Origin of the sequence: Rhizobium sp. IBUN (assembly GCF_000510625.1) — a bacterium.
Taxonomy (GTDB): Bacteria; Pseudomonadota; Alphaproteobacteria; order Rhizobiales; family Rhizobiaceae; genus Rhizobium; species Rhizobium altiplani.
The window spans coordinates 26845-52849 of the sequence record NZ_AZNV01000038.1; the positions used below are offsets into that span (position 1 = coordinate 26845).

Below are 26005 nucleotides of genomic sequence, written 5' to 3' on the forward strand. Positions count from 1 at the left end.
CGGTGGGCAGCGGGTGTCGAACGCCAGGGAGTATTGATGTGACCATTCAAATGACTGCGGATTCTATCGGATGCTTCCTGGGCAATCAGCGCCTTGCCGAGCAACTGGCCTTCATTCTGGAAGTCGAAAAGCTGAAGACAGTCTTGCGCAGAACCCCTCTGCTGGATCGCTCGCGCGTCGAAAACGATGCCGAGCACACATGGCAATTGGCGGTGATGGCGATGGTGCTGGCTGAGCATTCCGACGAACCTGTCGATATTCTGCGTGTGCTCAGGATGCTGCTCATCCATGATGTCGTGGTGATCGATGCCGGGGACACCTTCGCCTACGACAGCGTCGGCGCCGCCAGTCAGGCCGAAAGGGAACTGAAGGCTGCCGAGCGGATATTCGCATTGCTGCCCCAGGACCAGGCGGAAGAGTTCCGGGCGCTGTGGGACGAATTCGAGGCGAAGGTTTCTGCGGAATCGCGGTTCGCAAACGCCATCGATCGCTTGCAGCCCTTGTTGCACAACTTCTTCACGGACGGCGGCACCTGGCCCGCCGCGGGTGTCTCGACAACCGACGTGCATCGACGCATGCGGCCGATCGGCGTGGCCTCCGAGACCTTGGGAAGCCTCAGCACAAGGCTCATAGAACTTGCCGTCGAGCGAGGCATTCTTGCCCCAGCGACTGCGTCGAAAGCGGACACTTGATGCCGTGGCCATCCGGCCACAGCCCTTCCGGGGGGTCTGGGACGATTGTCGTTCAGGCACTGCCGGTGGAGAAGACCAGGTCGGCGCTTACGTCGCGCTGTTCCAGCGCAACAGGCGAACAGTCCTCCTTCTCTGATTGCGCTATAAATAGCGACAAATGCTGCCCCAAACAGGGCGGTAAACCAATCTGCCCCGAAACGCTGCATACATTAAGGCACCAGGACATCACAATGAGACATGGAGTCACTAAATTTTCATTCCAGCAGGTTGATGTTTTTTCCTCCAAAGCTTTGCTGGGCAATCCGCTGGCGGTTGTCATTGGAGCAGATTCTTTAACCGCATCTGAGATGGCTGCTTTCGCGCGCTGGACGAACCTTAGCGAAACGACTTTCCTTCTACAGCCGAGGTCGGGAGATGCCGATTACCGCGTTCGCATCTTTACACCTGTTGCTGAGTTGCCCTTCGCGGGCCACCCCACTTTGGGGAGCTGCCACACATGGCTGTCGTCCGGTGGAAGGCCAAAGAGCGGCGAGATTGTCCAGGAGTGCGAGGCGGGACTAATCCACATTCGGCGCAACAATGGACGACTTTCTTTCGAAGCCCCCGAACTGCGCCGATCAGGCCCGGTGGAACTCGACACACTGACGCGAGCCATCAAAGGTCTGCGATTGACCTCTGATGACATCGTCGATGCCAACTGGGTGGACAATGGCCCTGGCTGGCTCGCTGTCCAACTGCGATCCAGGGCTGACGTGCTGGCGCTGCGTCCGGATTTCGCCATTCTGTCTGGATTACGGGTCGGTGTCGTTGCCCCCTGGGATCCAGCAAAGGATGGGCGGGAAGCGGATTTCGAGGTGCGTGCCTTTTCCGCGGCCGGTTTTGAAGACCCAGTAACCGGCAGCTTAAATGCAGGCATCGCTCAATGGTTGATTGGTAACGGCATCGCTTCTTCATCATACATTGCCAGCCAAGGTACCGTCCTTGGACGGGAAGGACGTGTTCATGTGGAGCTGGTCGAAGATCGGATTTGGGTCGGTGGCGACGTTACAACTTGCATAGAGGGCGTCGCAGCCCTTTAAAGTGCTGGTTATAGGCTAGCTGGGCGCCATGATCGCATCGCTACCGATGGTTTTCGCAAAGTCCGATTTGAGATGAGCTATCGTTACATCGAAAATCACACGCGCGGATAGCTGCTCGTAGGCGCCAATCTTCGACTTAGACAACGCCGCACTGTAGACCGGGCCCCGTCTCGAATGACGAGCCGCTGACAGCGGCATCGTCGAGAGTATCGGGCCAGCTCTGCCGCAGACAAATTCCTTTCCGAGGTCGAGCTGCGTTCCGGTAGAGGTGTAATAACCTCTCTGCTGCCGCGTCTCTGTTTCGCCTAATTTTTCTTCGTGCCTAATTTTCACGCTTGACAGCGGGATTGCGAGTGTCATTGTAAAGCGGTTTAGTAAATCGCTTTACAAGCTTAGCTATCTTGTCAGGGAGACATGATGTCCAGCAAGCGTGCTACAAGCCTGAAGGATGTCGCCGACGCTGCTGGCGTATCGGTAGCGACGGTATCACGGCTTCTGAACGGTTCGCTCCAACTTCCCCCTGAAACCAAAGAGCGCATCGACAAGGCAATCCGTGATCTTCGCTACGAGCCGAACCCGCATGCGCGCCGTCTGAGCCGCGGCCGTTCGGAGACAATCGGTCTTGTGGTGCCGGATATTGCCAATCCGTTCTTCGCAACGCTTGTTGCTGCTGTAGAGCACGAGGCGGATAAGCGCGGCCTCGCCCTGTCGCTGCATGCGACGCTCAACCGCCCTGGCCGTGAGATCTCATATGTGACAGGGCTTGCGCGCAACCATGTTGATGGCCTCATCTTCGTTACCAACCATCCAGACGACGGCGAACTGGCAGCAGTGATCAACCAGGCTGGCAAGGTCGTCATCGTCGACGAAGACGTGCCGAATGCGATAGTGCCGAAACTCTTCGCCGATAACGAGGAGGGTGGCTATCTCGCGGGTCGGCATCTAGCAGACCATGGTCATAGGCACATCGTCTATATCGGCGGCCCACAGGAAATGATCAGCACGCGCCGCCGCTTCCTCGGCCTGGAACGCGCCCTTATGGAGCGCGGAGAGCCGTTCCAGGTGACACGCTACGAGGGCAGTTTCACGGTGGAATTCGGCCGGCAGGCGGCGCGCCGTTTCATCGATGAAGGCAAGCAGGCGACGGGCATCTTTGCCAGTTCGGACGAAATAGCGATCGGCTTGATCGAAGTGCTTCTTGCCGAGGGCATCTCGGTTCCCGGCGAGGTTTCGGTGATCGGCTTCGATGACGTCGGACCGCTACATCTTTTTGCGCCGCCGCTGACCGCCATACGCCAGCCCGTCCGGGCGCTTGGCGAACGCGCCTTGGCGCTGCTTCTCGAAACAAACTGGCAGGAGCCCGAGACCTTGCGCTCCGAGGAACTGCTGCCGGTCGAAATCGTCGTGCGGAACTCCGTTGCGCCGCCGTCGAAACAATAAAAAAGCAACGAAGATGAACCTAACCAGAGGAACAAGACATGACTATTCTGACACGCAGGACGTTTACGACTGCACTCGCCACGACGGTCTTTGCCGGCATCTCGTTCGGGAGTGCCTTCGCCGCTGAAAAGACCTTCGCGCTTGTGCAGATCAACCAGCAGGCGCTGTTCTTCAACCAGATGAACGAAGGCGCGCAAAAGGCGGCCGACGCGGCCGGTGCCAAGCTGGTGATCTTCAACGCCAACAACGACCCGGCCGCGCAAAACAGCGCCATCGAAACCTATATCCAGCAGAAGGTCGACGGCCTCGCGGTCGTTGCCATCGACGTTAATGGCATCATGCCGGCCGTGCAGCAGGCCGCCGCCGCGGGCATTCCCGTTGTCGCCATCGATGCGATTCTCCCGGAAGGCCCGCAGAAGGCGCAGATCGGCGTCGACAATGCCAAGGCCGGTGCCGACATGGGCAAGTTCTTTCTCGATTATGTGAAAAGTAACATGGGCGGCAAGGTGAAGTATGGCGTTGTCGGCGCACTGAACTCCTTCATCCAGAATGTCCGCCAGGAAGGCTTCGAAAAGACCGTCAAAAGTGTCGAAGGCGTTACTACCGCCGGCGTCGTCGATGGTCAGAACATCCAGGACAACGCGCTGGCCGCCGCTGAAAACCTCATCACCGGCAACCCCGACATGAACGCAGTTTACGCCACCGGCGAGCCAGCGCTGATGGGCGCCATCGCCGCTGTCGAAAGCCAGGGCAAGCAGTCTGATGTCAAGATCTTCGGCTGGGATCTGACCGCCCAGGCAATCGCCGGCATCGACGCGGGCTACGTCACCGCCGTGATCCAGCAGGATCCGTCCGCCATGGGTGCGGCGGCCGTCGATGCCCTGAAGAAGATCTCGGACGGCGGCAGCGTCGAGAAGACGATCTCGGTGCCAATCACTATCGTCACCAAGGAGAATGTCGAACCTTACCGGGCCGTTTTCAAATGATCTCTGACAGACAGCACCCAACCGCTGTCGCAGGATCCGGGGGCGGAGAAATCCTCCCCCGGCAGTCCGGCGAAGGCGGCAATCGCCAGCCCCGCATATCCTTGAAGGGCATCCGCAAGAACTTCGGCTCGCATCAGGCGCTGCGCGGCGTCGATCTCGACATTTATCCCGGCGAATGCCTGGGATTGGTCGGCGATAACGCAGCCGGCAAGTCGACGCTGACCAAGGTCATCTCCGGTACCTATATCCCCGATGACGGCACGATCGCCGTCGACGGACATGAGGTTCGCTTCAGCGGACCGGCCGACGCCCGCGATCGGAATATCGAAATGGTGTTTCAGGACCTCAGCCTGTGCGACCATGTCGATGTGGTCGGCAATCTGTTTCTGGGCCGCGAACTGACCAAGGGACCGTTCCTCGACCGCGCGCGCATGCTGACCGAGGCCCGCGCCATGCTGGATGCGCTCGAGATCCGCATCCCACGACTTGGTGCTAAGGTGGAGAAACTGTCGGGTGGTCAGCGGCAGGCGATCGCTATCGCGCGCGCCGCCTCCTTCAATCCGAAGGTGCTGATCATGGACGAGCCGACATCGGCGCTTGCCGTGGCGGAGGTCGAGGCCGTGCTCAACCTGATCAACCGTGTCAAGGCCAAAGGGGTCTCGGTCATCCTGATCACCCACCGTCTGCAGGATCTCTTCCGCGTCTGCGACCGTATCGCCGTCATGTACGAAGGCACCAAGGTCGCCGAACGCGATATCGCCAAGACCGACTTGCAGGATCTTGTGCAGCTCATCGTCGGAGGGCAGAAGCATTGAGCGCCTATACCGAACGCGCGGCCGGATCGCCGGTCGCGGACTTCCTTTCCGAACACGCGCAGGTGCTGTCGATCACCGTGTTCTTCCTCGCTTGCCTCGTCTTCTTCTCCGCCACCACGGACACGTTCCTGACCCTGGGCAATATCCTCAACGTCGTGCGCCAGGCGGCTCCCATCCTGGTTGTTGCGGTCGCGATGACGCTTGTCATCATCACTGGCGGCGTCGATCTTTCCGTCGGTTCGCAGGTGGCGCTGGTTAATGCGGTGGCGGCAATCATCATGGCTATGGGCTATCCATGGCCGACTGTAGTGATCGGCATGATCGCCTTTGGCGCGCTGATGGGCATCGCCCAGGGCTGGTTCATTGCCTATCAGGGCATCCCGGCCTTCATCGTCACGCTCGCGGGCCTCTCCATTCTGCGAGGTTTCGCGCTGTGGCTGACGCAGGGATATTCGATCCCGATCAAGGATGCGCCCGGCTTCTTCTGGCTCGGCCGGGGCGAGTTCCTCGGGCTTCCGGTTCCGGCGCTGATAGCCGTGCTTGTAACCGTGGTCGGCTACGTTGTAATCGCCTACACGAAATACGGCCGGCAGGTCGTCGCGGTCGGCTCCAATCTCGAGGCCGCACGCCGTGTCGGCATGCCGGCGAAATGGATCGTTGCCTCGGTCTACATGGTGTCAGGGATTGCCTGCGCATTGGCCGGACTTCTGATCGCTGCCCGTCTCGGCTCCGGCTCGTCCAACGCAGCCGTCGGTTTCGAACTGCAGGTCATCGCGGCCGTGGTGCTCGGCGGCACATCGCTGATGGGCGGACGCGGCAGCATTCTCGGCACGGTGCTCGGGACACTCACCATCGCCGTCATCGGCAACGGGCTGATCCTGATGCACATCTCGCCCTTCTTCACGCAGATCGTGACGGGCGCCATTATCCTCGTGGCAATCTGGCTCAACACCAAGATCTTTACCACTAACTTCCGCTTCGGCGGAAAGAAGAAGTGAGGTCGGCATGAGCGAACTTTCAGAAGCCCATGTGCGATCGGGCAAGGTGATGACGGTAGCGGGGGCAATCCCTGCTTCCGCTCTCGGCATCACGCTGATGCACGAGCATATCCTCAACGACTGCCGCTGCTGGTGGCATGCACCGAAGACGCCGGAGCGCCAGTACCTCTCCGACAGCTTCGTCTGCATAGAGATCCTGAGCGAGCTGCGCCAGGATCCCTTCGTCAACAAGCACAACATCACGCTGGATGATGAGCCGCTGGCCATTACCGAGCTCAAGGATTTCGCCGCACATGGGGGACACACCGTTGTCGAGCCGACCTGCCAGGGCATCGGTCGAAACCCCCGGGCGCTGAAGCGGATATCGCAGGCTTCCGGGCTCAATATTATCATGGGCGCCGGCTACTATCTCGGCTCGTCGCATCCGGCAAAGGTCGCCGGCATGACGATCGACCAGATCGCCGACGAGATCGTTCAGGAAGCAACCGCCGGCGTAGATGGCACCGACATCAAGGTCGGATTGATCGGCGAGATCGGGGTGTCCTCGGATTTCACTGATCAGGAAGAGAAGTCACTGAGGGCGGCGGCGCGAGCGCAGGCGCGCACCGGTCTTCCGCTGATGGTGCATCTGCCCGGCTGGTTCCGGCTCGGCCACAAGGTGCTTGATATCGCGGCGGTGGAGGGAGCGGAGCTTCGCCACACCGTGCTCTGCCACATGAACCCGTCGCATGACGATCTTGCCTATCAGGGCGAGCTCGCCTCGCGCGGCGCCTTCCTGGAATACGACATGATCGGCATGGATTTCTTCTACGCCGACCAGCAGGTGCAGTGCCCGAGCGACGAGGAAGTGGCGCGCGCCATCGTCAAGCTGGTGGAGCAGGGGCATATCGATCGCATCCTCCTTTCCCACGACGTCTTCCTGAAGATGATGCTGACGCGCTACGGAGGCAATGGCTATGCCTACATTCTCAAGCACTTCTTGCCGCGGCTGAAGCGCCACGGGCTGACCGATCAACAGCTCGACATTCTCATGCGCGACAATCCGAGATCGGTATTCGAGGCCAAGGCCTGATCGCAGAACGTTTATAGAAATGGAAAGACCATGACAAAAAAAGTCCTCCTCGTCGGCGAGAGCTGGGTCAGCTCTGCCACCCATTACAAAGGCTTCGACCAGTTCGGAAGCGTCACCTTCCATCTCGGCGCCGAGCCGCTCGTAAAGGCGCTCGAAGGCAGTGAGTACGAGCTGACCTACATGCCGGCCCATGAGGCAGTTGAAAGATTCCCCTTCGATATGGCGGGGCTCGACGTCTATGACGTGATCATCCTGTCGGATATCGGCGCGAACTCGCTGCTGCTGCCGCCCGCTGTCTGGCTGCATTCGAAGACGGTGCCGAACCGGCTGAAGCTCATCAAGGCCTGGGTGGAAAAGGGCGGAGGCCTGTTGATGGTCGGCGGCTATTTTTCCTTCCAAGGTATCGACGGCAAGGCGCGTTGGCGCCGCACGCCGGTCGAGGATGTGCTCCCCGTCACCTGCCTGCCCTATGACGACCGCGTCGAGATTCCAGAAGGCACGGGAGCTATCATCACCAAGGCGGACCACCCGACGATTGCCGGCATGGGCGGTGAATGGCCGCTGCTGCTCGGCGTCAACGAGGTGGAGGTGCGCGACCGCGCCGACGTCGAAGTCGTCGCCCGCCTGCCGGATGATCAGGGCGGCCATCCGCTGCTCGTCACCGGAACGTTCGGAAAGGGGCGCAGCGCGGCGTGGACATCCGATATCGGCCCGCACTGGCTGTCGCCCGCCTTCTGCGAATGGGAAGGCTATGGCCGCCTGTGGAAGAATATCCTCGGCTGGCTGAGCGACAAGCGCTGAGGCGTCGATCGCCCTTGGCGCGCTTCAGCGCGCCAAGATCGCCTGCAGCTCCTCGGTGGTCGGGAAGGCCGAGCGGGTACCGCGGCGGCTGACTGTCAGGGCGGAGGCGGAGGCGGCGTGGCCGATGGCGCGGGGGTCGAGCTCGACGCCGCGCAACGCGGCGGAAGCCAGCGCCACCGCCATGAAGGTGTCACCGGCGCCTGTTGTGTCGATCGCCTTGGTGGACACGGCCGGAATGGTGGCGATAGCGGCCCCACGGCTTGCCAGCAGGGCGCCGTCGCCGCCGAGCGTCAGAACGACGTGGCGCACGCCCGATTGCAGCAGCTTTCCGGTCGCTGCCGTGTCGGATGAACCGGTGAGGCTCTCCGCCTCGCCTCGGTTCAGGAATGCGATGTCGACCAGCGGCCAGAAGTCGCCGAAATAGGGCCTGAGGGGCGAGGGGTTGAAGGCGGTAACGAGTTCGCGGCGGCGGGCTTCCTGGAGCAGGCCAAGCGTGGTTGCCTCGCTGAGATTGCCCTGCAGGACAATGAGGTCGCCTGACACGGCGGTGTCGAGTGCAGCGATGGCCTCTTCCGGCGTCAGCGATCCGGCTGAATCGGTGGTGGTGACGATGGCGTTTTCGCCATCCGGCGTGGTGAAGATGATGGAGAAGTCGCTGGATCGGCCGGCAAGCGCAATCAGCTTGGCCTCGACCGGTTCCGGCGCCAGTTGATCGCGAATGGTCTGGGCGCGGAAATCCTCGCCCACGGCCGCAACGAGGGTGGTGGGGAGGCCTGTGCGGGCCATGACCACGGCCTGGTTCGCACCCTTGCCGCCAAGGTCGCGCGTTTCTTCGCGGCCAAGGATCGAAGCCCCGGCTTCCGGCATGGTCGAAACGGATATGGTTTCGTCGACAGCGACGTTACCGATGACATGAGCACGAACATTGGCAGGCATGGCTGGCCTTCGAAAGGAAATGAAAATGCAGACGATTTCGGATAACAATTCAAGCGCCATAAGGGAAATATTCGGCACTGACAAGGCGCTGATCGGGATGATCCATTGCTCGCCCTTTCCCGGCGCCCCGCGCTACCGCGGCGCGACTGTCGATGCGATCTACGATGTCGCGATGCGCGATGCCGAGGCACTGATCGAGGGTGGCCTGCATGGCCTGATCATCGAAAACCACGGCGATATTCCCTTCTCGAAGCCCGAGGATATCGGCCCCGAGACATCCGCCTTCATGTCCGTCGTCACCGACCGGATCAGACGGGCGACCGGCATCCCGATGGGCATCAACGTGCTTGCAAACGCCCCAATCCCGGCCTTCGCCATCGCCATGGCCGGCGGCGCCAGGTTTATCCGTGTAAACCAGTGGGCCAACGCCTATGTCGCCAACGAGGGCTTTATGGAAGGTCGCGCGGCCGAAGCGATGCGCTACCGCTCGGCTCTGCGCGCCGAACACATCAAGGTCTTCGCCGACAGCCATGTGAAGCATGGCGCGCACGCGATCACCGCCGACCGAACGATCGAAGAACTGACCCGCGATCTCGCCTTCTTCGACGCCGATGTGGTGATTGCCACCGGCCAGCGCACCGGCAATTCGGCGACCGTGGAGGAGATCGAGACGATCGGCGCCGCGACCCATCTGCCGCTGCTCGTCGGCTCTGGCGTTACGAAGGAAAATATCGTCGAGATCCTGAAGCGGACGAACGGCGTCATCGTCGCGTCCTCGCTCAAGGAAGGCGGCGTCTGGTGGAATCCTGTGGAGCTCTCCCGCGTCAAGGCCTTCGTCGAAGCCGCGCGTCCGGGTCTGGAAGGCTGATATGAGCGAGACACTGTCCGAGCAGATCCTGCGTGAAAATGCCGCCGTCTTCGATGCGATGGTAACCCATCGTTTTGTCAAGGACATCAAGGCAGGCAGGCTCTCGAAGGAAGTCTTCGAACGCTACCTCGTTTTCGAGGGCGCCTTCGTCGATACCGCCATCTCGATCTTTGCCTTTGCAGCCGCCAAGGCCGAGACGATCGCCCAGAAGCGCTGGCTGATCGGCGTTCTCGATGCGCTGGCCAACCAGCAGATCGCCTATTTCGAAAAGACCTTCGCCGAGCGCGGTATTGATCCCGCGGCCTACAACACGGCGATCCCCGAAGTGGCGGCGTTCCGCGACGACATGCTGGCGATCTCTCGGGATGGTGGCTACCTCGACACGGTTGCCGCCATGTTTGCCGCCGAGTGGATGTACTGGACCTGGTCGAAGGAGTCCACCCGTTACGAGTTGAGTGATCCGCTGCTCAAGGAGTGGGTGGACCTGCACGCGCATGAGGACTTCGCCGCCCAGGCCTTGTGGCTGAAGGCAGAGCTCGATGACGCCGGCGAGGGCATGAGCCTGGAGGAACGTTCGCGGCTCAGCGGCATCTTCGGCCGCGCGCAGTCGCTGGAGATCGCCTTCCACGACGCTCCTTATCTCTGAGGTGAAACCATGCTCGATATAGACGGCGATCGTCTCAACGCCCGGCTCGAAACCTTCGCCGCCATCGGCGGCACGGCGAAGGGCGGCGTCAATCGCCAGGCGCTGACAGAAGGCGACCGCCGGGCGCGGCGGCTTCTGGCCGAGCTTGCCTGGGCGAGGGGGTTCCTCGTCTTTCAGGACCCGATGGCCAACCTCTTCATCCGACGCAAGGGCCGGGACGATACGCTCGCGCCGGTGATCATCGGCAGTCATCTCGACAGCCAGCCGGCCGGCGGCCGGTTCGACGGCGCGCTTGGCACCCTCTCTGCTTTCGAGGTGCTGGAGAGCCTGGAGGACGCGGGGATCGAGACGGCGCGTCCCGTTGTCGTCGTCTCCTGGACCAACGAGGAGGGGTGCCGCTTTGCACCGGGATGCATGGGATCCATGGCCTTTTCGGCGGGTGAGATTCCAGCCGCCTGGCAGGGCAAGATCGCCACCGATGGCGCAGGCTTTGCCGAGGAACTGGCGCTGACGATTGCGAGCCTGCCGGAGGCCGAGATGCTGCCGCTCGGCTTTCCGGTTCACGCCTATATCGAAGTCCATATCGAGCAGGGGCCCTCTCTCGAGGCGAACGACATTCCGATCGGCGTGGTAAAGGGTATCCAGGGCACGCGTTGGCTGGATGTGTCGGTTACGGGGCAGACGGCCCATGCCGGCACGACGGGACTGTCGTACCGCCGCGACCCACTGCGCGCGCTGACCGCCGCGCTGTCTGGCCTCTACGAGGCGGTGATGCCAGCCGATCCGGACGCGCGGTTTACGGTTGGGCGGATCTCAGCCGAGCCTGGCTCGGTCAATGCGATCCCGGACAAGGTCCACTGCACGGTCGATATGCGTCATCCAGAGCCATCGCGGCTGGATGATATCGAACGGCTCGTGACATCGCGCATAGCGGAGGAAGCGAAGCGGCAGGGATGCACGACCGAGATCGCCCGATCGTTCGACATGGCGCCCTGCGTCTTTTCCGACGCATTGCAGCGGGCAATCGAGCAGGCAGCAGCTGCGCGCGGGGTCAAAAGCTCGGTAATGCTATCAGGGGCCTTTCACGATGCGCTATTCGTTAATCGCGTTGCGCCGGCAGCGATGATCTTCGTTCCGTGCCGCGATGGGCTCAGTCACAACGAGGCCGAGTATGTCGAGCCTGCGCATGCCGTCATCGGCTGTGATGTGTTGGCACAGGCGACGGTTGCAATTGCCTGCGAGAGCGAAAATGGGCGCTCATGAGTCAACAAAACGACAGTCAGAAAGTCGCTTTTGCAGATTTAGAATCAAGAGGCACGATCGAAGCCATGTCGAGGTCCGCAGGAAAATTGAATTGGCGCGGCGTTGAAGATACCACCAAAATCGACGAGTGGCTTCCCCTAGAAACCATTTCGCGGGGTCACGGGGCGACGCCTCAGCACGCGAACACACTCTTCCACCTTGGCGGCAGACAGGGCGTCCAGTTGCTTAGACGTTGTGGAACCGCTTTTTTCTCTTCGGTATTCCAGATTCGCTTGTGCGCATTGTTGCCGCGATAAAACCGCCGGTCTGGAACATGCGTTCGTTATAACCCTCGAAGTCCTTCGAGTAAGTGGCTTCGATTGTGCACAAAAATGTCATTTCGACCCCAGCAGCAATCGAGGAACCACTCCGTGCAGCGAACGTTTATGAATGCCAACAATGGAGGCTTTCATGGACACGGAGCACGTGAGACGCCGGGCGTTCGAGAAGCGGGAATCGGAGGGTCGTCCGGAAGGCCAGCAGGATCGACATTGGTATGAGGCTGAGCGCGAACTGGCCGAAGACGGCGACTTGCCCCAGACGTCTTCGCCTTCGCATCACAGTGCGACAACGATACCTGGAGACGAAAAGCCGAGTTCAGATGCCATTTCGTCAGAAGGCGGGCCTGGTTCGTTCAAGCCGGGTGAACTGGCCCCCGAGAATAAGTAACTAAGGAACAGCCTGTGCTGCAGAAGCCGGAACCTGATTTTCGAACGATGTCCGAAGCTGTACAGGCGTGGCATCGCCATTATGGCATTATCCCCAATGAGCAGTCGACAAGCGTGCTCTGCCTGGCCGCGATAGAACTATACAACGAGGGTTACCGGTCCTTGGACGAGATTGCCGCAATTCTGATATCCACCTATGTTGGCCAAGAGGCCACCAGGGTAAACGCGCCGACGTCGGCTGCTGTTCACTGACGCTGGTGGCTCATAGTATGGCCCTACCAGCGCGGTCTGCGCAAAATCAACGACTTGACGAGTACAATAGCGGCGTCACCGGTTCATATCCCATCAAGACCGGTGACTGCAAAGAGGCTCGATCGAAACCCGCGCGCGAGGTGCGTTCGCGAAGTAGCGGTCGCGTCGGATTGCTTCGGGCTCGTTTCATGGTGGCAACTGCCCACCTGCAGAATGCGGTCAATCTTCCGGCCGCAGCCAATCGCCGACCCGTCCCATGAACTGGCCTGCGAGTGTCGCGGGGCGATGTCTCCCACTTTAAAGCTGAAATAATGGGCGGAAAACCATGGATTCCGTACTTCCGAGGGGTCGGCGCGTGCGTTCGGCCGAGGGCGACCGAACGTCCACCTCGCATCAGATCATGCGCCCGCCAGGCTCAAAGTCTGCTTTCAAAAAGCGGCGCGCGGAAGCCGACCGACGCCTTTCGAAAGCAGTTCGACAACCTGCTGAAAGCGTTGACAGCCTGGGGATTGGAAATTCTTCGCTTTGCGTTGCCGGCGAAAGCTCCCCGCTAAATGTCAACATGCCCCCCAGCATTTCCGCTACAATCAACAGATGCCGCGAGCCAGAACACCAAGCATGCGTATCCACGGAAAATGGGGGGGCCGAACTATGTCGAATGGTCCATCGGGCGCAAGGGCGCAAGCCGAGCCGGCGCAGCCGTCGCGGTCCGTCCTTGTCGCGGAACAACGTCGCCTCGAGGAGGACAGAAAGGCGGGGAGGCCCTGGAAGAAATGGGGCCCCTACCTGAGCGAGAGGCAGTGGGGCACGGTACGCGAGGACTACAGCGAGTCGGGCGACGCCTGGAACTATTTCACCCACGACCAGGCGCGCTCGCGGGCCTATCGCTGGGCGAAGATGGCCTTGGCGGCATCTCGGACGACGGCCAGCGGCTCTGCTTTGCGCTCGCGCTCTGGAACGAGCGCGATCCGATCCTGAAAGAGCGCTTGTTCGGGCTCACGAACAGCGAGTCAAATCACGGCGAGGACGTCAAGGAATACTACTTCTACCTCGACTCGACTCCTACGCACTCCTACATGAAGTACCTCTACAAGTACCCCCACCGGGAGTTCCCCTATCGGGACCTCGTCGAGACCAGCCGGCACCGGTCGAGGGAGGAGTTCGAGTATGAACTGCTCGATACCGCTGTCTTCGACGACGACCGCTACTTCGCCGTGTTCCTCGAATATGCCAAGGAAGGCCCGGAGGACATGCTGATCCAGGCGACGGTGCATAACCGGGGGCCCGAGGCTGCGCGGCTCCACGTGCTGCCGACGCTCTGGTTCCGCAACACGTGGTCGTGGGGGAAAAATGGGGCCAAGCCGCTCCTGCGGGAAGCCTGTGGGACCATCTGCGCCTCGCACCCCGAGGTCCGCGACTACACGCTCGCGTGCGACGGACGTCCTGAATTTCTCTTCACCGAGAACGAGAGCAATGTTTCCCTCCTCTGGGGGCAGCCGAACCCGACGCCGTTCGTCAAGGACGCGTTCCACCGATACGTCGTTTCTGGTGACACCGGGGCCATCAACCCGGAAAAGACCGGCACGAAGGCCGCGGCGCGTTACATCCTCGACGTGCCGGCGGGCGGAGCCTCGATCGTCCGGTTGCGATTGTCAGCAAGGCTGCCGGCGAGGCCGTTCGCGAAGAGCTTCGATGCGACGGTGGCCGCCCGCAAAAAGGATGCCGACGAGTTCTACCAGCGGATTGCCCCCGCGTCGCTGAACGAGGACGAGCGGCGGGTCCACCGCCAGGCGCTTGCGGGGATGCTCTGGTCGAAACAGTACTACTTCTACGACGTGGACACCTGGCTCAAGGAGCACGAGGCGCACCCTCTCGTCGGAACCTCTAGGCGGCGGATGCGCAACGCCGAGTGGTTCCACATGTTCAATGGCGATATCATCTCCATGCCAGACAAGTGGGAATACCCCTGGTACGCCGCATGGGACCTCGCGTTCCACACGCTCGCGCTCGCGCTCGTCGATTTGGACTTCGCAAAAGCGCAACTCCTCCTCATGCTGCGAAGCCTGTATGTCCATCCGAATGGGCAGATCCCTGCCTACGAGTGGAACTTCAGCGACGTCAATCCGCCCGTGCATGCGTGGGCGACGCTTTTTCTCTACAGGACGGAGCAAGCCCTCGGGCGGGAGGATATCGACTTCCTGGAGCGCTCGTTCCAGGGTCTCATGCTCAACTTCAACTGGTGGGTGAACCGCAAGGACCCCGACGGCCGGAACGTTTTCGCCGGCGGGTTCCTCGGCCTCGACAACATCGGTGTCTTCGACCGCAGCGCGCCGCTCCCGACCGGAGGGTCGCTCGAACAGGCCGACGGCACCGCTTGGATGGCGTTCTACTGCCAGAGCATGATCGAGATCGCTCTCATACTCGCCGACCACGATCCCGTCTACGAGGAGGCAGCGTTCAAGTTCATTGAGCACTTCATGTGGATCGCCTACGCAATGGACCGCATCGGTGAGCACAATGACGAGATGTGGGATGAGACGGATGGATTTTTCTACGACGTGCTCCGGCTGCCGGACGGATCCGCGACCCGCCTCAAGGTCCGGTCGATGGTAGGGCTGATCCCGCTTTGCGCCTCCACAATCTTCGGCCCAAACGACTTCGAACGATTTCCAAAGCTTCGCGAACTCGTCAACCTTTTCAGGGAGCGCCATCCCGACGTCGTGGCGCAGGTCGCTCCAACCGAGCACGGCTTCGTCGGCTACGCCGGGCGCCGCCTGCTCTCGCCGCTGTCCAGGAAACGCCTCGAGACGGTGCTCGGCTATATGCTCGACGAGAGGGAGTTCCTGAGCCCGTACGGTATCCGCTCTCTCTACCGCTACCACCAGGACCACCCGTTCGTTCTTCATGTCGGGGGTGACGCCCACCGCGTCTCCTACCTGCCGGCCGAATCGGACACGGGGATGTTCGGCGGGAACTCGAACTGGCGGGGCCCCGTCTGGATGCCGGTCAACGCGCTAATCGTGCGTGGGCTCCTCAATCTCTACGGTTTCTACGGCGACGACTTCACGGTCGAGTGTCCGACCGGCTCCGGACGCCGCATGACGCTCTTCGAGGTGGCTCAGGAGATAAAGCAGCGGCTCACGAGCACTTTCCTGAGAGACGCGAACGGCCGTCGCCCGGTCTATGGAGGGACCGCGAAGTTTCAGGAGGACCCGCACTGGCGCGACCTCATCCTCTTCTACGAATATTTCAACGGGGACAACGGGGCGGGCCTCGGGGCGAGTCACCAGACCGGTTGGACGGGCGTGATCGCGCGCCTGCTCGACCTCTTCGGCCGTACCAGCGCCGCCGACATTCTGGAGGAGAAGGAGAAAAGGCGGTTCGTGGACCGCCTCGTCCGGGAACGGGCGTATGGAGCTGCCTCGCGAGGCAGCGGATAGAGGAGCAGCCATTGCGGAGAGGGAACTGAGATGAACACCTGATTTCATCCCTCGCTCTTTCAGATCAACACGCGCGTCTGGCTTACCGAGCTGTCACAAGGGCTCGGCCGGCCACACTTGATGACATTCCGGACACTGAGCTGGAGCGCCTTGCCGAGATGGGGTTCGACTGGATCTGGTTGCTAAGCGTCTGGCAGACCGGTGAAGCGGCACAAAGTGTATCTCGCACCAACCTAGACTGGCGCCACCAGCTTGAGGAGACATTGCCCGACCTGCGCGAGACAGACATCGCAGGATCGGGTTTCGCCATTGCCGATTACACCGTGCACTCCAGTCTAGGCGGCGACGCTGCGTTGGCGCGCCTGCGCGAACGGCTCAAGCAGCGTGGCCTGCGGTTGCTGCTCGATTTCGTGCCAAATCACATGGCGCCGGATCACCCGTGGGTCGAACAGCATCCCGACTATTCCGTCCACGGCAGCGACGCCGATTTCGCAAAGGCACCGCAGAACTACTGCCGCGTGCGAACCTCCAGAGGGCCGCTGATGCTAGCCTACGGCCGCGACCGACACGCTACAGCTCAACTACGGCAATCCGAACTTGCAGCACGCGATGATCGGCGAGCTGTTGCGCATCGCCAAGCAGTGCGACGGGGTCCGCTGCAACATGGCGATGCTGGTGTTGCCGGAGATATTCGAACGGACGTGGCACATCCACGCCGAGCTGTTCTGGCCGCAAGCGACGCAACGCGTCCGCAAACAATTCCCGGCGTTTATTTTCATGGCCGAGGTGTACTGGGACATGGAATGGACACTGCAGCAGCAGGGCTTCGACTACGCCTACGACAAGCGGCTTTACGATCGCTTGCGCGAGGGGCACGCGCGGCCGGTGCGTGAGCATCTGTATGCGGGGCTCGACTACCAGCAAAAGCTTGCTCGGTTTTTGGAGAACCACGACGAGCCCCGGGTCGCTGCGACCTTCACGCCCGAGATGCACCAAGCCGCGGCGATTGTGACCTTCCTTCCGCCTGGGCTGCGGTTCTTCCATCAGGGTCAGTTCGAGGGGCGGAAGAAGCGCATCTCGCCACACTTGATCCGTGCGCCACTGGAGCCGGTGAGTGAGGCCTGCCAGCAGTTCTACGAAGACCTTCTGGCGGTGCTCCGGGAGCCGATCGTCCGCGACGGCCAGTGGCGTCTGCTCGACTGCGTGCCGGCCTGGGAGGGCAACTGGACGTCGGATTGCTTCATCTCCTGGTCCTGGGAGAAGAATGACGGCCAGCGGCAGATGATCGTCGTCAACTATGCTCCAAACCAGAGCCAGTGTTTTGTCCAGCTCCCGTTCTCCGAACTGGCCGGTCAAGCGGTGCGGCTCAAGGATCTGATGGGTCTCGCCAGCTATGACCGCGACGGGAGCGCCCTCGTCTCAAGGGGGCTCTATCTCGATCTGCCGCCGTGGGGCTACCACGTGTTTCAAATCACCGCGCTGCCCTGAGGCGACAGGCACGGGTGGCGACGGGCAACATGCCAGCGACAGAGCCGCGCCATCAGTCCTCTTCGTCGAGAAGCTGGCTTCGTATCTGCCCCAGTTCCTTCTTTCGCGCTTCACTGACCACAGGCATCTGCAGATCGATCCTCTCGAAGGCCCCGGAGATCACCTCCGAAACCGCCAGCCGGGCAAACCATTTGTTGTCGGCCGGAATGACGAACCAGGGAGCCCACTCCGTGCTGGTGTTTTCCAGCATATCCTCGAACGCCTTTTGGTAGTCGTCCCAGTGTTTTCGCTCTGCGTAATCCGCCGGTGAAAACTTCCAATTCTTTTCTGGCTCGTCTATCCGCGCCAGGAAACGATTCTTCTGCTCCTTCTTGGAGACATTGAGAAAAAACTTCAAAACGATTGTGCCGTTTTGCCGAAGATACTTTTCAAAGTTGTTTATTTCCTTGAACCGGCGTTGCCAGATATCTCCTTTGCGAGCGCGCGCCGGAAGCTTTTGCTTTTCAAGCAGTTCCGGGTGAACCCTGACGACCAGAACATCCTCGTAGTAGGATCGGTTGAAAATACCGATCATGCCGCGCCCTGGCAGCGCCTTTGATGCGCGCCAAAGATAGCCATAGTCTAGATCCTCCGCCGACGGCGCCTTGAAGCTTGTAACCTGGCAGCCCTGCGGATTGATCCCGGACATGACATGGCGGATCGCGCCATCCTTGCCCGCCGCGTCCATGGCCTGAAAAATGATCAACAGGGCGTAGTTATCCTGGGCATAGAGAACTTCCTGCATCGCAGACAGTCGATCGACGTTTGCCGCCACTTTTTCGAGCGCCCCGGCCTTGTCGTCATAGCCGCCGGTGAAATCCGGGTCGAAATCCTTAAGCGAAACCGACTTTCCGGGCTCCACGGCAATGTCGCGGAAACGAAAGCGTACGCGGCCGCTGTCCCCCACAGGGATCTCACGCTTCTGGTCAAAATCCACATCCAGTTTCATCTTGTCCTCTGCCATGACATGCTCCAATGAAAGAACACAAGGGGCAAAACGCCTTCAACTGGCGGCTTTTCCTTGGGCTCGGTTGTGGTTTGACCGGCATTGGCGCCGATCGGCTAAATCTCTTCGTTCCGATGGATGGGTGATTTCCCGCCCCTCGGTTCTTGAACCATTCTCCAATGCGTGACCCGGATACACATGGCTTCGGTCACAGAGTGGCGTTCGGCTCCCGGCTTCCCATTCTCCTAAAGGAGCGCAGCCCAGTCCTGCCGGGCTCGCTAGACGACAATCAGGACAGCCGGGATATCGTCGATGCGCCTTCCATGATGCTGGTGTCGCGCGGCTCATAGGCGCGCTGGTCACGCAGGATCTGGAAGGCGATCGTCAAAAGCTTGCGCGCGATGGCAACCCGCGCCTTGTTGGTTCCTCTGATCTTCAAATGGTTGTACTGGGCACGCAGTTGCGCATCGCTTGCGATGGCGGGCGTCACCGCCTCGACGAAGGCCCAGCGCAGCCACTTGTTGCCCTGCTTGATGATCTTGCCATGAAAGGTCTTGCCGCCATTCGAATAGGTCGACGGCACCGCTCGCTGTCGGCCGAACTGCGCCAGATGGAGCCGGCTCGGTCGATGGCGGCACGCTGAAGATCGCCAGGCGCGAGGATCCGGATCGTCGAGATCGACACGCCGGAGACATTCCGCTGGCGCTGCCAGAACGTATTGGTTCTGGGGCTGAAGGCCAGGGAACGACAGCGCGCGCTCGTTCAACGGCGTCGACATCACCTATGAGCCGGCAGGCACAGACCGCTATGGATGAACTCCGTCGACGGTTTCTTCTAAGACTCTTCATCGTCTTTCCAGTCAATTGCGTATTTATCAAGATAACCGTCCACCGCAGAACCGACGGTCGGGTAAAAGGCTGCCTCGCCCAACTCGGCGAACAGACCAAAGCGTTTTAGCTGATCCTTCACCGGATCCTTGAGTTCGGCGAACCGGAATGTGATTCCCTTGGCCTGGAGATCATCAACAAGCTCGGCCAAACTGTCGGATGACGTAACATCAATGTCCGTTACGGGCTCCGCTGCAACGACTACCCAATTCACTGCCGTCGGTGACGCAGCAACGGCCTCGGAAACCCGTTCCTTGAAAAGTTCAGCGTTGGCGAAGAACAGCGGTGCGTCCCAACGGAAGAGCACGAGACCCGGTATTCGACGGGTATTCGGGTATCGCGTTATATCGTGATAGCCCTTGACGCCTGCCGCGCGTCCAAGCACAGCCGAATGGGGACGCCAGCCGTCCCACAGGAACTCGATAACGGCGACAGCCACCGCGATACCTATCCCGGGAATTGCGCCGAACACGGCCACGCCGACAAAACAGAGGATCGATAGCCAAAATTCCCAACGCTGGATTCGGTAAATCCGTTTCAGATCATGAAACTCGAAGAGTCCAATGGCCGAAGATATGACAACCGCAGCAAGGGCAGCGTTCGGCAAATTCTGCAAAAGGTGGGGCGCAAGGAGCAACAACAAAGCGACGGCAATCGCTCCAACAACGCCGGATAACTGTGTCTTTGCCCCTGCAGCCTCCGCAACTGGGGTGCGGGAGGAGCTGCTGCTAATCGGAAACCCTTGGAACAATCCCGCTGCGAGGTTGGATGCGCCGAGAGCCACCATCTCCTGATTTGGGTCGACGCGATAACCGAGTCGGACGGCATAAACTCGAGATAGTACGCTGGTGTCGGCAAATGAAACCATCGCCACCGCGAATCCGCCCATTAACACCGGTACGACATCCGCGATGTCGATCAAGGGGATTTGGAAGGCCGGCAGTCCTTGCGGAAGTGGTCCCAGTACCGAAACCCCCGCTCGATCTGCCAATTGCAGCATTCCGGCAATAACGGTCGCGGCAAGGACAGCGATTAGGATGCCCGGTACACGCTTGTGGCGTTTGAGCAGAAGAATGCACGCCAGCGCTCCGCCACCAATCGCAAACGCGGCCCAGTTGATGCTGCCGGCCAGGATTCCTTTGCCTATTGCCCATAGGTCGCGCAATGGCCCACTTCGTTCAATTGAAAAACCGAGGAGCTTGGGAAGCTAACCAAGAAGAACCGTCAACGCTATGCCATTCATGTACCCGTATCGAATGGGTTTCGAGAGCAGTTCGGTGATAAACCCGAGGCGCGCGAGGCCCGCGATGATGCAGACGAACCCTGATACTATTGCCATGGCGCCGGCCAACGCGACTGCGCGCGGGGGGTCTCCTCCTGAGAGGGGCAGGACAGTAGCGAGGATGATTGCTGCGAGTGATGAATCAGGACCTAGAACCAAAATCCGGCTTGGCCCAAACACCGCATAGGCTAACAAGGGGACAATCGTCGCGTAGAGCCCGTAAATTCCAGGTACCCCCGACGCTACGGCATAGGCGATGCCGACCGGCACCAGCATGGTGGTCAGCACAATCCCTGCAACAAAATCATGGAAAAGCCAGTCAGCCTTGTACTGACGAAGAACTTGAAACCCCGGCAACCAGCGCGCGAAAGCGTCAGCCACTTACCTTTTTCACCCCCCATCATTGTTGTCGACCTCGCCTCTTCGGCTACGTCTGGCAGGTTCACCTCCTCATGATATAAAAGGGTATATCATATTTTGCCGGCCAACGCATTTGTCCCACCGCTGTCCCAGATGCGGGAAAGCCGCCCACGCTTCTTGCGCGGAGTCATAGCCCCCAGACAGAGAAATCTGATGTCTTGAAAATGATCAGAGCCCTGACTTTCTGGGCCCCGAAGGGGCCAACACTGTCAATGCGGACGGGGCCCTTGCCGGGCGTCTTCGATGATCTGCAGTTTGCAGTCGGTTGTCCACTATCGGCTCCTCAACATTTCGAGCCGACTGCCTAGTATCACGTAAGATACACCTTCATGGCCCAGTTGGCTCCTAACCTTCCGACACGATGGGTAGCTTAGGATGCTCGGAATGTTTCTGCGTCCATGTTTATGTCTAGAAGACTTGCATCGACGCCTCCGATTCCGCTTGGCTCGAAGGAGACGAAGTCCGACGACATCTTCTGGAAGTTGCTGGCTTTAAACGTCAATCCTCGGTAACTCTCCTTTGCCGCGATCCAATTGGAATCCAGTTGTTAGCCGGGCGGGCTCGTCCGCCATGCTTGCAGCAGGACGAAAGCGACAGCAAGCAGCGTCGGTCCAATAAACAGACCAAGGAAGCCAAAGGCGATAAAGCCACCAAAGACGCCCAGGATCGTCAGAGGCATAGGCATTCGAATGCCGCGACCGATCAGCCATGGTTTGAGAACGTTGTCGACCATACTGACCAAAATTCCCCATGCGACCATGAAGCTCCCCCATCCAACCTGGCCCTGTCCGAACAGCCACCACGCCGCACCACCCCAGATCAGCACCAGGAGGGGGGCTCCGATCTGGCTGATGGAGAGCAGTAGACCGACGAAGCCGAGCGTGGTCGCACCAGGCACACCTGCGAGTGCCAGGCCGAGCACCAGTAGCGCTGCCTGCGCGAGAGCTGTGCCGATCACGCCATAGGAGACGCTGCGAACCGCGCCGGCGGCTGCAAGAAGGCTGGCATGCGCCGTTGCCCCGCCCAGCCGGACGACGATGTTATCCAGTTCTTCAACCAGCTTGCTCCCGTTGATACAAAACATGGTTGCCACGATCAGCGCCAGGATCATCTGGACGACGCTGTCGCCAAGCGCACGCGCCGCCGTGATTAGCCACCGCTGCAAAATCTCGGATTGGGGTGCAAGTGCAGTGGCGACGTCACCCTTCGCTTCTAGTAGACCATCCCATGCCGCAGCAAGTTTGCCACCGATCAGGGGGACGTTCTCGATCCAGCCGGGACGTTGTGGTGTTGCCGCGAAGTAGTTTTCGACGCTCTCCGTGAACGCCTTCAGTTCGTCGGTGAGAACCGGAGCCATGATCAGTGCCGGCAACACGATCACCAGGAGCGAAAGCAGGAGAAGCAGCGCTGCAGTCAGGCGAGGCCCGACACCCCGGCCGATCATCCATTGGCGCAAGGGCCAGGCGGCAATCGCCAACGTCGCCCCGAAAAGAATGGCGGCGGCGAAGGGCTTCAATATCGCGAGCACGCCGACAAGCAGGACCACGACCATCAACAAAGTGATGCTGCGCTCAATCAGGCCGGCTGTGCCAAGCCCGAGCTGACGGTGGGTGCCGCCGGCAGGAGTCGTATCATCGGGCATCTTGGTCTCCCGTCAGAGAAACCGTCGAAGGCATGGGATCACCCATCGTTGCGGCTCCCGCTCGGATCCTGTCGATGCACTTGACCAGATCGCGACTGTTCAGGGACGATTCCGCCGGCGCCAGCGCTGAGTCTGCCGACATCGGGGTTGGCAAAGGCGCGTTACGGGATGAGACCGCAGCAACGGGATTTTCCACAGAAGAGCGACCTACTTGGCTCAGGAGGCAAACACTATACCAAGGTTGCCCCGAAGCATCCAGATACGATCGCTGGTGCCGGCGAGCGGCCGAACCTACTCTAGGATCGGCAAACTATAACGCGCGCCAGCAATAGCAGCCGCCCCTCCGGTACGCCCGACCCAAGCCACGCTCTTCGGGCATTGACCGCGTCGCTGATCAGAGACTAGGCTTGGGGCGCGCCGTTCCCGTAAAGGTCAGACCGATGCGGGCCCATCCGACAGATAGCAGCAGTGCGGCATCAGGTTCCACTGCTCTTCGCTTCGATGTCATTGCCGGCCTGACTGCCGCAACCGTGGTGCTGCCCAAGGCGATGGCCTACGCGACGATCGCGGGGTTGCCTGTGGCGGTTGGGCTCTACACCGCGTTAGTCCCCGCTATCGTATATGGCCTGCTCGGGTCGTCGCGAGTTCTGAGCGTTACCTCGACAACAACGCTCGCCATCCTCACCGGCGCCGCCCTCGGTCTGGTCGTGCCGGACGAAGACCCGCAAAGGCTTGTGGCCGCAACCGCCACACTCACTCTTCTTGTCGGTGCAGCGCTGATTGAAGCTAGGCTGGTGCGCCTAGGCTTTATCGCCAACTTCATATCATCGCCGGTGTTAACCGGCTTCAAGGCTGGAATCGGCTTCGTCATTTTGCTGGATCAACTGCCGAAGCTTCTGGGGGTTCATATCCAAAAGCATTCCTTCTTCCTCGATCTCGCAAGCGTCATCTTCCATGTTCCGGACATTCATTTGCCGACACTTCTCGTTGGCGGGGTGACGCTTGTTCTGTTGGTGGCGATGGAAAACCTCAAGCCCCATTCTCCAGCTCCGCTCGTCATTGTAGCGGGAGCCATTGCCGCCTCTTGGCTCTTCCATCTTTCGCAGCTCGGCGTCTCGACGGTCGGACATATTCCTCAGGGCTTACCGTCTCTTGCCTTGCTCGACTTCACCTTGGCACAGAGCCTGTTGCCAGCCGCGTTGGGGCTCGCGCTGATGAGCTTCACAGAGACCATTGCGGCAGGTCGCGCTTTTCAAGCTCCCGGGGACCCGCTCATCGACCCAAGCCGCGAACTCACTGCGACCGGTGCCGCCAATCTCGCGGGCGCCGTCTTAGGGGCGATGCCGGCGGGCGGCGGAACGTCCCAGACGAGTGTCGTTCGCTCGGCGGGCGGTCGCCCGCAAAGGGCCTCGTTCGTTATAGCGGCCGCGGCCTTGGCCACGATGTTGTTGTTCGCGCCGATCCTCGGTCTCCTGCCGAATGCCGTCCTGGCGGCGATCGTCATCGTCTACTCTGTCGGCCTGATAAAGCCGGCAGAGTTTGTGCAAATTCGGCGGATCCGAGCGATGGAGTTCTGGTGGGCATTGGTTGCGGCGGTCGGTGTCCTGACATTCGGCACATTGCAGGGCATCATTGTCGCAATCATCCTGTCGCTTATCACCCTCGCTTACCAGGCGGCGCATCCGCGCGTCTCAGTGATCGGAAAAAAGCGCGGGGCTGACGTGCTTCGCCCCGTCTCTCCCGAGCATCCCGACGACGAAACCTTCGAGGGACTGCTAATCGTGCGTCCGAAAGGTCGTCTTTTCTTTATCAATGCGCAGGACGTGACCGACCAGATCGCGACCTTGGTCAAAGAGCACAAGCCTCGTGTGCTGGCCATCGACATGAGCCGCGTCTCCGACATCGAATATTCAGCTCTCCAGATGATGATCGAAAATGATGAGCGCGCGGTGAGAGAGGGTGTGACGGTTTGGCTCGTGGGATTGAACCCGGGCGTGCTCGAGATAGTTCGCAAGTCCGGATTGGACAAGCAACTTGGCCCACGCCGTCTTTTGTTCAATGCACGTGTTGCGATAGAACAGTACAAAGACATGAACAGTACGGCGCGGCAGAAGGCTGGGCCGGCGTAGTGGTCCCGGACAAGCGTGCGGCCACTCAGGTAAAGATTCAGTGGGCGGTGGAGGCTTCTCTTGATCGATTAGAAACCGAAGCCCGGGCCGCTGGAGCCCGCAATGAAATGGTGGGTCGAAGGTTCTGGTCCCTTCAAGACAAGGTGTCTCGGACTAAAACGGCTTTGCGCCTCAAGGTCGGCCGTAGAGACCCACTTGGCCGCTTCTCGAAAGCGGACGTCGCCAGCGACAGCGACTACGGGTGTAAGGACAATATGTTGGAGCAGGCTGCCAACACTGCCATGACGATCGGGCCGACAGTTCTAGCGCCGCAAGGGCTGCTGTTTCGACGGCCAATCGATGTGGTAAGGGCGCCAGTACTTTCTGTCGATGATAAGCGAACTATCCTCGCGGCATGGGCTTCGGACTTTTACGCGATCGATTCGAAACCGTCTCTCCGTCACGTTCCAGGAACACCGGAGCCAGTTTCGATCGATGAGGTTCAGTCTGCCCTCAGAGAACTCGATCGGCGCTACGATACCTGAGATCAGGCTGTCAGGCCGTCTATCTCGGCGACTTCCGCAGCTGCTTGACGGTGCACCAACAAGCGAGCGTTGTTCGTCGCCGCCAGGCTCTACGGAGTTTAATGACTCCGGCTCGCGAACGGGCGTTAGTCGCGAAGGCTCTACTAGCAGCGGCGATCGCCTCGGTGTCGTGTGTGAGGGCATGGCCATATGGGGCGAGGCAAAAGCGGTGGTTAGGGGAAATTGGTGGCACTTGGTGCGTCGTCTGGCCGACAAAGCGGACGATGATGAGATTGCTCCGCGAGCCAGTTCCATAAAGCGCAGCCTGGCAAACGACCTGGCCGCCCAACGGGCCACACTTGAGTGCACAGATTTCTTCACTCAGAAAACAAAGGGTTACGATCGGTTTAGAGGCCGCCTGAACGAGCGGCGACCCCGAAGAGTGCTCATCCCCGGGGTTGTGCGCCACACTCAGCAGGTAGGAGATGCTACCACTTATGTTCGTATAGGTGGCAGGGGGAAACGGCTGAACGTTTACTTTCGCCCGGCTTGCGGTTCAACTGTGTTTTGGAAACCTGAGTCTTGTCCAACCGTTCCCACGGGCGGTCTCCACTTTCAGCGAGCCCCCCGGCAGCGGGCGCAACAACTCCTCCTCAGGCTTGTCAAGGTCGAGC

The 26005-nt window shown here is 60.4% G+C and carries 21 protein-coding genes and 2 pseudogenes; 18 read left to right on the forward strand and 5 right to left on the reverse strand.

The features are described 5' to 3' along the window. Window positions 1-38 precede the first annotated feature (38 nt). The 8 genes from RHIBUN_RS0125890 to RHIBUN_RS0125930 all read left to right on the forward strand — a co-directional run bounded on the left by RHIBUN_RS0125890 (window position 39) and on the right by RHIBUN_RS0125930 (window position 7883). Window positions 39-692 (forward strand): HD domain-containing protein, encoded by a 654-nt coding sequence (locus RHIBUN_RS0125890; RefSeq protein ID WP_025661795.1) that lies wholly within the window; start codon window positions 39-41, stop codon window positions 690-692. A gap of 230 nt (window positions 693-922) precedes the next feature. Beyond that, on the forward strand, window positions 923-1771 hold the full coding sequence (locus RHIBUN_RS0125895) for a PhzF family phenazine biosynthesis protein (protein ID WP_025661796.1): 849 nt from the start codon (window positions 923-925) through the stop codon (window positions 1769-1771). A 417-nt stretch (window positions 1772-2188) separates the two neighbouring features. After that, entirely contained in the window at window positions 2189-3211 is a 1023-nt protein-coding gene (locus tag RHIBUN_RS0125905) for a LacI family DNA-binding transcriptional regulator (protein ID WP_025661798.1), read from the forward strand. A gap of 38 nt (window positions 3212-3249) precedes the next feature. Then, window positions 3250-4197 (forward strand): substrate-binding domain-containing protein, encoded by a 948-nt coding sequence (locus RHIBUN_RS0125910; RefSeq protein ID WP_025661799.1) that lies wholly within the window; start codon window positions 3250-3252, stop codon window positions 4195-4197. Further along, window positions 4194-5012 (forward strand): ATP-binding cassette domain-containing protein, encoded by an 819-nt coding sequence (locus tag RHIBUN_RS0125915; protein WP_025661800.1) that lies wholly within the window; start codon window positions 4194-4196, stop codon window positions 5010-5012. The genes RHIBUN_RS0125910 and RHIBUN_RS0125915 overlap by 4 nt, the downstream gene beginning before the upstream one ends. Further along, on the forward strand, window positions 5009-6010 hold the full coding sequence (locus tag RHIBUN_RS0125920) for an ABC transporter permease (RefSeq protein ID WP_025661801.1): 1002 nt from the start codon (window positions 5009-5011) through the stop codon (window positions 6008-6010). Before RHIBUN_RS0125915 ends, RHIBUN_RS0125920 begins: the two co-directional genes overlap by 4 nt. A 7-nt stretch (window positions 6011-6017) precedes the next feature. Next, window positions 6018-7082, forward strand: a complete 1065-nt coding sequence (locus RHIBUN_RS0125925; RefSeq protein ID WP_025661802.1) for a phosphotriesterase — start codon at window positions 6018-6020, stop codon at window positions 7080-7082. Between the two features lie 30 nt (window positions 7083-7112). Further along, window positions 7113-7883 carry a glutamine amidotransferase gene (locus tag RHIBUN_RS0125930; RefSeq protein ID WP_025661803.1) on the forward strand — a complete coding sequence of 257 codons (771 nt, stop codon included), beginning with the start codon at window positions 7113-7115 and terminating at the stop codon, window positions 7881-7883. 24 nt (window positions 7884-7907) lie between these two features. Here the strand turns inward: RHIBUN_RS0125930 and RHIBUN_RS0125935 are convergent, their stop codons facing one another. Next, window positions 7908-8819, reverse strand: coding sequence for a ribokinase (locus RHIBUN_RS0125935; protein WP_025661804.1), 912 nt, complete (start codon window positions 8817-8819; stop codon window positions 7908-7910). Between the two features lie 25 nt (window positions 8820-8844). Here RHIBUN_RS0125935 and RHIBUN_RS0125940 point away from each other — a divergent pair, with 25 nt between their 5' ends. From RHIBUN_RS0125940 to RHIBUN_RS36965, 8 genes are all read left to right on the forward strand, one after another. Further along, window positions 8845-9687, forward strand: coding sequence for a BtpA/SgcQ family protein (locus RHIBUN_RS0125940; RefSeq protein WP_025661805.1), 843 nt, complete (start codon window positions 8845-8847; stop codon window positions 9685-9687). A gap of 1 nt (window position 9688) precedes the next feature. After that, complete coding sequence (locus RHIBUN_RS0125945; RefSeq protein WP_025661806.1) at window positions 9689-10333, forward strand: TenA family protein; 645 nt, start codon at window positions 9689-9691, stop codon at window positions 10331-10333. A 9-nt stretch (window positions 10334-10342) separates the two neighbouring features. Next, window positions 10343-11596: a Zn-dependent hydrolase gene (locus RHIBUN_RS0125950; RefSeq protein WP_025661807.1), complete on the forward strand. Its 1254-nt coding sequence runs from the start codon at window positions 10343-10345 to the stop codon at window positions 11594-11596. 450 nt (window positions 11597-12046) lie between these two features. Next, window positions 12047-12304 (forward strand): DUF2934 domain-containing protein, encoded by a 258-nt coding sequence (locus RHIBUN_RS0125960; RefSeq protein WP_025661808.1) that lies wholly within the window; start codon window positions 12047-12049, stop codon window positions 12302-12304. 47 nt (window positions 12305-12351) lie between these two features. Further along, on the forward strand, window positions 12352-12555 hold the full coding sequence (locus tag RHIBUN_RS37525) for a hypothetical protein (protein WP_037217639.1): 204 nt from the start codon (window positions 12352-12354) through the stop codon (window positions 12553-12555). Between the two features lie 651 nt (window positions 12556-13206). Continuing rightward, window positions 13207-13533: a hypothetical protein gene (locus RHIBUN_RS38060; RefSeq protein ID WP_348625999.1), complete on the forward strand. Its 327-nt coding sequence runs from the start codon at window positions 13207-13209 to the stop codon at window positions 13531-13533. An 8-nt stretch (window positions 13534-13541) separates the two neighbouring features. After that, window positions 13542-15995, forward strand: a complete 2454-nt coding sequence (locus RHIBUN_RS34000; RefSeq protein WP_348626000.1) for a glucosidase — start codon at window positions 13542-13544, stop codon at window positions 15993-15995. Window positions 15996-16604: 609 nt separating this feature from the next. Further along, window positions 16605-17483, forward strand: coding sequence for a hypothetical protein (locus RHIBUN_RS36965; protein ID WP_245271722.1), 879 nt, complete (start codon window positions 16605-16607; stop codon window positions 17481-17483). Window positions 17484-17535: 52 nt separating this feature from the next. On the opposite strand, the gene RHIBUN_RS0125980 is transcribed toward RHIBUN_RS36965, so the two are convergent. The 4 genes and pseudogenes from RHIBUN_RS0125980 to RHIBUN_RS0125995 all read right to left on the reverse strand — a co-directional run bounded on the left by RHIBUN_RS0125980 (window position 17536) and on the right by RHIBUN_RS0125995 (window position 22699). Further along, the gene (locus tag RHIBUN_RS0125980; RefSeq protein WP_156932755.1) at window positions 17536-18486 is read right to left on the reverse strand and encodes a polyphosphate kinase 2 family protein; all 951 of its coding nucleotides are present in this window, start codon (window positions 18484-18486) and stop codon (window positions 17536-17538) included. Between the two features lie 271 nt (window positions 18487-18757). After that, window positions 18758-19051, reverse strand: a pseudogene (locus tag RHIBUN_RS35740) (transposase); the annotation flags it as partial. 251 nt (window positions 19052-19302) lie between these two features. Beyond that, window positions 19303-21018, reverse strand: a pseudogene (sulP, locus tag RHIBUN_RS34015) (sulfate permease). Between the two features lie 586 nt (window positions 21019-21604). Then, entirely contained in the window at window positions 21605-22699 is a 1095-nt protein-coding gene (locus RHIBUN_RS0125995; protein ID WP_025661812.1) for an AI-2E family transporter, read from the reverse strand. 440 nt (window positions 22700-23139) lie between these two features. Here RHIBUN_RS0125995 and RHIBUN_RS0126000 point away from each other — a divergent pair, with 440 nt between their 5' ends. Then, entirely contained in the window at window positions 23140-24828 is a 1689-nt protein-coding gene (locus RHIBUN_RS0126000; RefSeq protein WP_025661813.1) for a SulP family inorganic anion transporter, read from the forward strand. Between the two features lie 254 nt (window positions 24829-25082). Further along, window positions 25083-25352 carry a hypothetical protein gene (locus tag RHIBUN_RS37530; RefSeq protein ID WP_037217510.1) on the forward strand — a complete coding sequence of 90 codons (270 nt, stop codon included), beginning with the start codon at window positions 25083-25085 and terminating at the stop codon, window positions 25350-25352. Window positions 25353-26005: the final 653 nt, after the last annotated feature.